Source organism: uncultured Vibrio sp., from assembly GCF_947488985.1.
Lineage (GTDB): Bacteria > Pseudomonadota > Gammaproteobacteria > Enterobacterales > Vibrionaceae > Vibrio.
In genome coordinates this window covers 18,533-27,942 of sequence record NZ_CANLBV010000027.1, presented here as the reverse complement: position 1 = coordinate 27,942, position 9,410 = coordinate 18,533, and the positions used below count along the sequence as shown (strand labels likewise).

The 9,410-nt window shown below is 44.4% G+C and carries 6 protein-coding genes; 2 read left to right on the top strand and 4 right to left on the bottom strand.

Annotated elements, in window-relative coordinates:
- Positions 1-30: 30 nt before the first annotated feature.
- From Q1A70_RS08595 to Q1A70_RS08580, 4 genes are all read right to left on the bottom strand, one after another.
- Positions 31-1,773, bottom strand: coding sequence for a sodium:solute symporter family protein (locus Q1A70_RS08595; protein WP_299689038.1), 1,743 nt, complete (start codon positions 1,771-1,773; stop codon positions 31-33).
- A 1,025-nt stretch (positions 1,774-2,798) separates the two neighbouring features.
- A complete protein-coding gene (locus Q1A70_RS08590; protein WP_299689041.1) occupies positions 2,799-3,425 on the bottom strand; it encodes a bifunctional 4-hydroxy-2-oxoglutarate aldolase/2-dehydro-3-deoxy-phosphogluconate aldolase in 627 nt (208 codons plus the stop codon).
- Between the two features lie 47 nt (positions 3,426-3,472).
- A complete protein-coding gene (locus Q1A70_RS08585) occupies positions 3,473-4,396 on the bottom strand; it encodes a sugar kinase (RefSeq protein WP_299689044.1) in 924 nt (307 codons plus the stop codon).
- 30 nt (positions 4,397-4,426) lie between these two features.
- Entirely contained in the window at positions 4,427-4,765 is a 339-nt protein-coding gene (locus Q1A70_RS08580) for a cupin domain-containing protein (RefSeq protein ID WP_299689047.1), read from the bottom strand.
- 332 nt (positions 4,766-5,097) lie between these two features.
- Between Q1A70_RS08580 and Q1A70_RS08575 the strand changes: the two genes are divergently transcribed.
- Positions 5,098-7,254, top strand: coding sequence for a heparinase II/III family protein (locus Q1A70_RS08575; protein WP_299689050.1), 2,157 nt, complete (start codon positions 5,098-5,100; stop codon positions 7,252-7,254).
- Complete coding sequence (locus Q1A70_RS08570; RefSeq protein WP_299689053.1) at positions 7,254-9,407, top strand: heparinase II/III family protein; 2,154 nt, start codon at positions 7,254-7,256, stop codon at positions 9,405-9,407. The genes Q1A70_RS08575 and Q1A70_RS08570 overlap by 1 nt, the downstream gene beginning before the upstream one ends.
- Positions 9,408-9,410: the final 3 nt, after the last annotated feature.

The following is a 9,410-nucleotide window of genomic DNA, read 5'->3' as shown; positions in this document are numbered from 1 at the left end:
ACTTAGTTAATTACTTAGCAGCAGACTCGCTTACTTTACCGGGGCTTTAGCAGCGTTAACCAGTAGGATACCAACGGTCAGTACCATTGAACCACACACTAGGAACAACAAGCGTCCTGTCGGTTCGTTTGGAATCAGAGCCATTGCTAGGATACCGAAACCTGCTGTGCTGATAAGCTTACCAAGCATTGAACGCTGTTTAGTATCTAGGTTTTGCTGTTCTTCACTTTCCGCTACGATAGGCGTGTTCCAGTTAGTGAACAGTTGATCAACTTCTTTCTCACGCTCAGGCGATAGGCCTTTGTAGAAGCGTGTTGTCATGATGAAGTAACCACCAGTGAAGATTACGTGAGCCGCTAAGCTAAGACCAACTTTCAAGTCGCTCCATTCGCGGGCAGTAAGCGCTGTTTCTAGACCGAATAGGTGTTCAATATGCTCTGCTTGTAGAGAGATACCGAAGATGAAAGAAACGAAACCACCAACCACTAGAGTAGACCAACCAGCCCAATCTGGAGTCTTACGAATCCACATACCTAATAGCACAGGAATCAGCATTGGGAAGCCAATCAATGCACCTACGTTCATCACGATATCGAACAGACTCAGGTGACGTAGAGAGTTAATGAATAGGCCAATTGCTATAATGAATAAACCCATCAAGACAGTTGTTAGCTTACTTACAATAACCAACTCTTTTTGAGCCGCATTTGGACGAACAATAGGGCTGTAGAAGTTCATTACAAAGATACCAGCATTACGGTTCAGGCCTGAATCCATAGAAGACATCGTTGCAGCGAACATTGCTGACATAAGAAGACCAACCATACCTGCAGGCATTACGTTCTGTACGAATGCTAGGTATGCAGCGTCACCCGCTTTGTCACCCATTGAAGCGTACTCCAATGCGAACTCAGGCATGAATGCGCTTACGTACCAAGGTGGAAGGAACCAAATTAGTGGACCTACAACCATAAGGATACATGCTAGGCCAGCCGCTTTACGAGCGTTCTCACTGTCTTTTGCACATAGGTAACGGTAAGCGTTGATGCTGTTGTTCATTACACCGAACTGCTTCACGAAGATGAACACAACCCAAAGAACAAAGATGCTCATGTAGTTTAGGTTATTACCGACCATGAAGTCGCCGTCGAAGTTAGCAACGATGTTCGTTAGGCCGCCACCGTGGAAGTAAGCTGCGATCGCACAAGTAATGGTTACTGCCATGATAACAAGCATTTGCATGAAGTCAGATGCAACAACCGCCCAAGAGCCACCCGTTACAGACATCAGTACAAGTACCAAACCAGTTACTATAATCGTCGCTTCCATTGGGATGTTGAATACAGCTGCAACAAAGATAGCTAGACCGTTTAGCCAGATACCCGCAGAGATCAAGCTGTCCGGCATACCTGCCCATGTAAAGAACTGTTCAGACGTCTTACCAAAGCGCTGACGAATCGCTTCAATTGCCGTTACAACACGAAGTTGACGGAACTTAGGAGCGAAGTACATGTAGTTCATGAAGTAGCCAAATGCGTTGGCTAAGAATAGGATTACAATAACGAAACCGTCATTGAATGCGCGTCCTGCGGCACCTGTAAACGTCCATGCTGAAAATTGTGTCATGAAGGCAGTTGCACCAACCATCCACCACAACATTTTGCCGCCACCTCTGAAATAATCACTAGTAGAGGTGGTGAACTTACGGAACATCCAACCAATAGCGATCAAAAAGAAGAAGTAGGCGAGAACAACAAAAGTATCAATAGTCATCTTTTCAGCCTTTTTAATATCATAATTAACTGGAGCTAGATTAACGCTTTCAAAGGTTCTTTTGTACTACAATATGCCTTTAGTATGATCTATGTCGCATTGATTTTTAATTAATTGCGACACCTCTAGTTAAGTTGTTGTTTTATAATGAATTTTAAGTTGGTTAAATTTGCTTCAAGTTCAAAAAAAAACGTTCCGCAAATGTTTATATGTATTACAATATAACTAAAATGTTAATAAATTGTATTGCAGATTGAATTTTAACTTCAATTGTAACAAATAATCCACATGAAAATGTAATTGCACCGTGAGATTCTGGTTGAATACTCATGTTCAAGTGAAAAATACTTGCTTATCTACTTGATAATAGACCATTGTTTTTACATCGCTATTTACTTTTATATATCGCACTTTGCCGATTTAGAATTTTTCTGTTGAGGTATAGGTATCAAGCTTAACCCTCTGTAATTTCAACTTCTGATTTCTGGCATAGCTGCGAGGTGAGTAACAGAAATGAGTTGCAGATGAAATGGTTAAATCATCGCGTTACAACTGGCCGAGAGGGCTCAAGAGGGACTTAAGGCAAAGTCAGTGAGTATTTCTCAACGAGTAAAATTAAGGGGTATGAGAGCGTGTGACGCTCCTATAAAAGCGCATAGGGGCTGAGATTAGCCTTTTGTAATACCAATTGTAGTCTAGAGTGGTTCACGCTAGCTTGTGGAACCGTTCATTAACCTTGTTCGGATTTTGGACCCTAGAATCGCTTTCTATCGAGCGCAACGCTGTGTAGCTAAGCCACTTTCCTAGGCTATTTCTTGCCGCGTAGCGTGTTCTCGCCGTGTAGTTTGATGGCATAAGGCATAGGCACCAGTTATCCTGAAAACAAATGCGTTAGGGGACTGCCAGTCGTCGTTGAGAGATCTCGTTATAGGAAAAATAGAAAATAGTGGAGATAAGCAAATAGCAGATAGCAGATAGCAAAAAGCCTCACCGAAGCGAGGCTTTATCACAAAATCTTAGACAGATTATGCGTTAACGTGAGCAACAGCGTCACGAACTAGTTCACCTAGCTCATCCCACTTGCCTTCGTCCATTAGCTTAGTTGGAACCATCCAAGTACCGCCACATGCAAGAACTGCAGGAATGTCTAGGTACTCATCAACGTTCTTAAGGCTAACACCGCCAGTAGGCATGAAGTTTACAGGGTAAACTGCAGTTAGTGCTTTAAGCATTGGAACGCCACCTGATGGCTCAGCTGGGAAGAATTTAAGAGTACGAAGACCCATTTCCATTGCTTGCTCAACTAGGCTTGGGCTGTTAACGCCAGGTACGATAGCAACGCCTTTGTCTAGGCAGTACTGAACTGTACGTGGGTTGAAGCCAGGGCTTACGATGAAGTCTACGCCAGCGTCGATAGATGCATCAACTTGCTCGTTAGTAAGAACAGTACCAGAACCAATTAGCATGTCTGGGAATTCTTTACGCATAACGCGAATAGCTTCGATTGCACACTCAGTACGTAGTGTGATTTCAGCACAAGGCATGCCGTTATCAACAAGAGCGCGACCTAATGGAATTGCATCTTCAACGCGGTTGATTGCAATTACAGGAATTACTTTAAGGCTTGCTAGTTTTTCGTTCAAAGTTGTCATGTTTTTTCTCATCGAAATAATGTGTGAGTCTGCGTGAGCAGGACAATTTATAGAGACAGCTCAGGCATTGCTTCAGCTGGGATGATAGCACCCGCGTACTGAATAACTGTACCTGCAACAGCGTGACCGCTAGCCGCTGATTCAACAGCTGTGCCGCCACATAGACGTTTCGCTAGGAAACCTGCACTGAAAGAGTCGCCAGCAGCAGTGGTATCAACGATGTTGTCGATTTGGTTAGCTGAAACGTAGTTTGCGTTTTCGCCTTCAACGACTAGGCATTCTTTACCACCACGCTTGATAATAAGCTCTTTAACACCAGCGTTAGTTGTACGTTCGATGCACTGCTCAACGTGCTCGTCACCGTATAGGTCTTGCTCATCGTCGAAAGTTAGAAGAGCAGTATCCGTGAAGCTTAACATCTTCAGGTACCACTTCTGAGCTTCTTCTTGGCTAGCCCATAGCTTTGGACGGTAGTTGTTGTCGAAGAACACTTTACCTTCGAAGTTTTCTAGGAACTTGAATAGCTCATTGCGACCGTTTTCAGTCAAGATAGCTAGAGTGATACCACTCAGGTAAACAGCATCGTAGCCACTTAGCGTGTCAACAAGAGAAGTTGAGTCAGCTTGGTCAAACATGAACTTCGCTGCAGCGTCACTACGCCAGTAGTGGAAGCTACGCTCGCCAGTGTCATCAGTTTCGATGTAGTAAAGACCTGGTTGCTTGTTTGAAAGACGTGCAATTAGGCTTGTATCGATGTTTTCAGACTCCCAGCTTTCTAGCATGTGGGCACTGAATGGGTCTTGGCCTAATGCTGTTACGTAGCTCGTTTTGATACCGTGTTTGTGAGTCAGACGAGATAGATATAGAGCTGTGTTCAGTGTATCACCACCGAATGCTTGTTTTAGAAGTTCACCTTTCTGTTGAAGTTCTACCATGCACTCGCCGATGATTGCAATATTTAATGATTTCATATGCTTACCCAAGCAACTGATGTTGCGCTATTAATTATTTAGGAAGTCTTCACGTGCAGGGTTGAAGATGTCAAGAAGGATGCTGTCTTGCTCTAGTGCAACTGCACCGTGTATCATATGTTTACGAGCTAAGTAAGCGTCACCTTCTTTTAGGATTTTTTTCTCGCCTTCGATTACAGCTTCGAAGCTACCGCGCACGACGTAACCGATTTGGTCGTGAATCTCATGAGTATGAGGATGACCAATCGCGCCTTTATCAAAGTTTAAGTGTACAGCCATTAGATCGTCAGTGTAAGCGACAATTTTACGTTTGATACCGTCACCAATATCTTCCCATGCATTTTCATCTAGGAAAAAGAATGAGTCCATATATGTCTCCTAACTTTTTTGAATCTTATAAGTCTAACTTAACTTTTGGCTATTATAAACGAACGAACCTAATTGTAATACAATATATCTAGAATTGTGTGATATTGATCAAGTGACACTTAAGTTATCGAAAACAAATCAAGAACTTAATGAATACGTGAGTATTATCATTCGCTTGTTAGAACAATAGCTTAACCTAAATAGTGTGACTCCACTCATCATTTAAGGCCGAATAGGTATGCTTAAAGCTCATATTGTATTACTTTATATGGAGATTGAACATTGAATCCAAGTCGAAACAGATAAACTCTTTAATGAGGGTAAAAAAAAATATGACTATTAAGCCAATTTTGCTAACAGAAGACGAAATCACACAACTTAGACGAGAAGTTGGACGTGATACCTTGATGGGCAAAACCATTGCTAAAAATGTTGTGCAGCTTGAACGTTTTATGAGTTTACCAATCGAAGTGCCGGGTCACGGTGATGGTGGTAGTTACGAACACAACCGCCATAAAGATAACTACACCTACATGAACATTGCAGGTCGTCTTTTCCTCATTACTGAAGAACAGAAATACGCTGACTTTGTTACTGCATTGCTTGAAGAGTATGCAGACAAATACTTAGAGCTAGGTTTCCAAGTTCAGAAAAATACTAACCCAACCGGTCGTATTTTCCACCAGATCCTCAACGAGCATGGTTGGTTGCTATTCACAAGTATCGCGTACTCTTGCGTCGCATCTACCATGACAGAGCAGCAACGTCAGCGCATTATCGAACGTATCTTTATCCCTATGATTGAGATGAGTATTGATAAATACGCACATCGCTTTGACCACATTCACAATCACGGTGTTTGGGCCGTTGCAGCTGTTGGCGCGTGTGCCGTTGCGATTGGCAGACCAGAATACTTAGAGATGGCAGTGTACGGTAAAGACCGTCAAGCAGAAAGTGGCTTCCTAGACCAAGTGTCTAATTTATTTGCTCCTTCTGGTTACTACCTAGAAGGGCCCTACTACTCGCGCTTTACGATTCGTCCATTGGTGTTGTTGGCCGAGATTATTCATCGCCACATGCCAGAAGTGGATATCTACAATTACAAAAACGGCGTAGTAGGCAATACAGTACAGGCGCTACTGGCGTCTGCGTATCCAAACGGTGTATTCCCTGCAATGAACGATGCGTCTCAAAGCATGAGCATTGCAGATATGGGGGTGCAGGTTGCGGTCAGCATTTACGGCGCGCACTACTCACTGGATGACAACATTTTGGGTATGGCGAAGATTCAAGATGGTGTTTGGATGCACCCTTGTGGTCTTAAAGTATCTCGCGCTTATGAGGAAGCGTCGGTAGAGCGCACTATCGGCATGCCATTTTGGCCAAGTGTTGAGCTAAATGAAGGCCCTGATGGCGACAAAGGGGCACAAGGCTTTGTTCGTATGCAGGACAAAAATGGCGATGTAACTCAACTAGTGATGAACTACGGTCAACACGGTATGGGTCACGGTCACTTCGACACACTCGGTATTACGCTATTCAATCGTGGTCATGAAGTACTTCGCGAATACGGCTTTGCTCGTTGGATTAATGTTGAGCCTAAGTTTGGCGGTCGTTACCTTCCTGAAAATCCGTCATACGCTCGCCAAACCATTGCCCACAATAGCGTTACCATTGATGAAACCTGTCAGAACAATTTCGATGTCGATCGCGCAGATTCTGTTCATGGTCTGCCACATTTCTTCCAAGTCAACGACGATAACTTGAAGGGTATGAGCGCATTTGCCAACGAGCACCATGATGGTTTTGGTCAGCAACGCAGCGTATTCTTACTTAACCTAGACGAGCTAGAAGCGCCGCTTCTTATCGATTTATATCGCGTTGTGGGTGAGGGTGAACATCAGTATGATTACTCTCATCAGTACAATGGCCAGATAATTCGTACTAACTTCGAATATGAATCATACAAAGAGCTGGAAACCCTAGGTAATGATCATGGTTATCAGCATCTGTGGAAAGTGGCAGCAGGCGAAGCCAAAGAAGCCGCATTGGTGAGCTGGTTACAAGATAACAGCTACCACACTTGGCTTGGCACGAGTTCTAACAACAATGGCGAAGTGATCTTCACGCGCTCTGGCGCTAATGATCCCAGCTTCAACCTACGTAGCGAGCCTTCATTTGTCTTGCGTAGCCGCGGCGAGTCCACTTTATTTGCTTCCGTTGTTGAAACGCACGGTTATTTCAACGAAGAGTTTGAGCAATCTGAGAATGCTCGTGGTCGAGTTCAGGACATTCGCGTGCTTGGTCATAGTGAGACTGGATCAGCAATAGAAATCACCACACAAGATTCTATCGTGACGATGCTTGTTTCTAACCAGGCGGATGTCAACGAAAGCACAGTGAACCAAATTACAATTAATGATAAAATTCTCAACTGGACAGGACACTATTCAGTGGAAGTTAAAAAACAATCTCAGGAGACGATTTAATGAGCTATCAACCATTACTGCTTAACTTTGAAGAAGCAAAGGAACTCCGTAAAGAACTTGGCAAGGATAGCCTATTAGGTAAAGCGCTAGCGCGCGACATTAAACAAACTGACGCGTACATGGCTGAAGTTGGCATTGAAGTACCAGGACACGGTGAAGGTGGTGGCTACGAGCACAACCGTCACAAGCAAAACTACATCCATATGGATCTAGCGGGCCGTTTGTTCCTGATCACGGAAGAAACAAAATACCGTGATTACATCGCAGATATGCTGACGGCATACGCGAAGGTATACCCAACGCTTGAAAGCAACGTCAGTAAAGATACTAACCCTCCAGGTAAGATCTTCCACCAGACGCTAAACGAAAACATGTGGATGCTGTATGCTTCTTGCGCGTACTCTTGCATCTTCCACACGCTTTCTGACGAGCAAAAAGCATTGATTGAAAACGACCTTTTCAAGCAAATGATCGACCTGTTTGTTGTGACTTACGGTCACGATTTCGACATCGTTCATAACCACGGTCTGTGGGCGGTAGCGGCAGTAGGTATCTGTGGTTACGCAATCAACGATCAAGAGTCAGTAGACAAAGCATTGTACGGCCTGAAAATGGATAAAGTGAGCGGCGGTTTCCTAGCTCAGCTTGATCAACTGTTTTCGCCAGACGGCTACTACATGGAAGGTCCTTACTACCACCGTTTCTCTCTACGCCCGATCTACCTGTTCGCAGAAACGATTGAGCGTCGTCAACCAGAGATCGGCATCTATGAGTTCAATGACTCAGTGATTAAGACCACTTCTTACGCTGTATTCAAGACTGCATTCCCAGACGGTTCACTACCAGCATGTAACGATTCATCTAAGACGATCTCTATTAATGATGAAGGCGTTGTGATGGCAACATCTGTATGTTTTCACCGCTATGAGCAAGCTGAAACTCTACTTGCGATGGCTAACCACCAACAAAACGTTTGGGTTCACAGCTCTGGTCTGACTCTATCTAATGCCGTTGAAGCGGCTGATGAAATTAAGCCATTTAACTGGGGTAGCCTATACATCACTGATGGCCCTCAAGGCGAGAAAGGCGGTCTAGGTATCCTACGTCACCGTGACGCTCAAGACGACGACACAATGGCGTTAATCTGGTTCGGTCAGCACGGTAGTGATCACCAATACCACTCTGCACTAGACCACGGCCACTATGACGGTCTGCACCTAAGTGTATTCAACCGTGGTATTGAAGTGCTTCACGACTACGGTTACGGTCGTTGGGTAAACGTTGAGCCTAAGTTTGGCGGTCGTTACATCCCTGAGAACAAGTCTTACTGTAAGCAAACTGTTGCGCATAACACAGTGACTGTTGATCAGAAAACTCAAAACAACTTCAATACAGCACTTGCTGAGTCTAAGTTTGGTGAGAAGCATTTCTTCAACGTAGAAAACAGCAAGCTACAAGGGATGAGTGGCCGTATCTCTGGCTACTACGAAGGCGTAGATATGCAACGTAGCATCATCCTTGCAGAGCTTGAAGAGTTTGAAAAGCCGCTAGTGATCGATGTTTACCGCATCCAATCTGAAGAAGAGCATCAGTACGACCTACCTGTACACTACACAGGTCAGATTATCCGTACTGATTTTGAATACCAAACCGAGTCTACTCTTAAGCCTGTAGGTGAGTCTGACGGTTACCAACACCTTTGGAACCTAGGTTCTGGCAAGGTTGAAGGTAGCTCTCTTGTAAGCTGGCTTGTTAACAACAGCTACTACTCGCTAGTGACTAGCGCACAAGCAGCAGACAGCGAAGTAATTTTTGCTCGTCTAGGCGCGAACGACCATGACTTCAACCTGCGTAGCGAACCTGCGATGATCATGCGCCAATCGGGTAAAGATCATGTGTTTGCTTCTGTTCTTGAAACTCACGGTTACTTCAACGAAGAGTTCGAGCAGTCTACCAATGCTCGTGGTCTCGTTGAGTCTGTAAACGTAGTAGCTGATACAGCAGACGGTACAGTGGTTCGTATTCAAACGACAACCGGTAACACGTACCACTTCGGTATCTCTAACCGTGCAGAAGATGCTCAACAAGCAACGCACACTGTTGAGTTTGGCGGTGAGACATACACGTGGGAAGGATCATTTGCTCAACTGTAAATG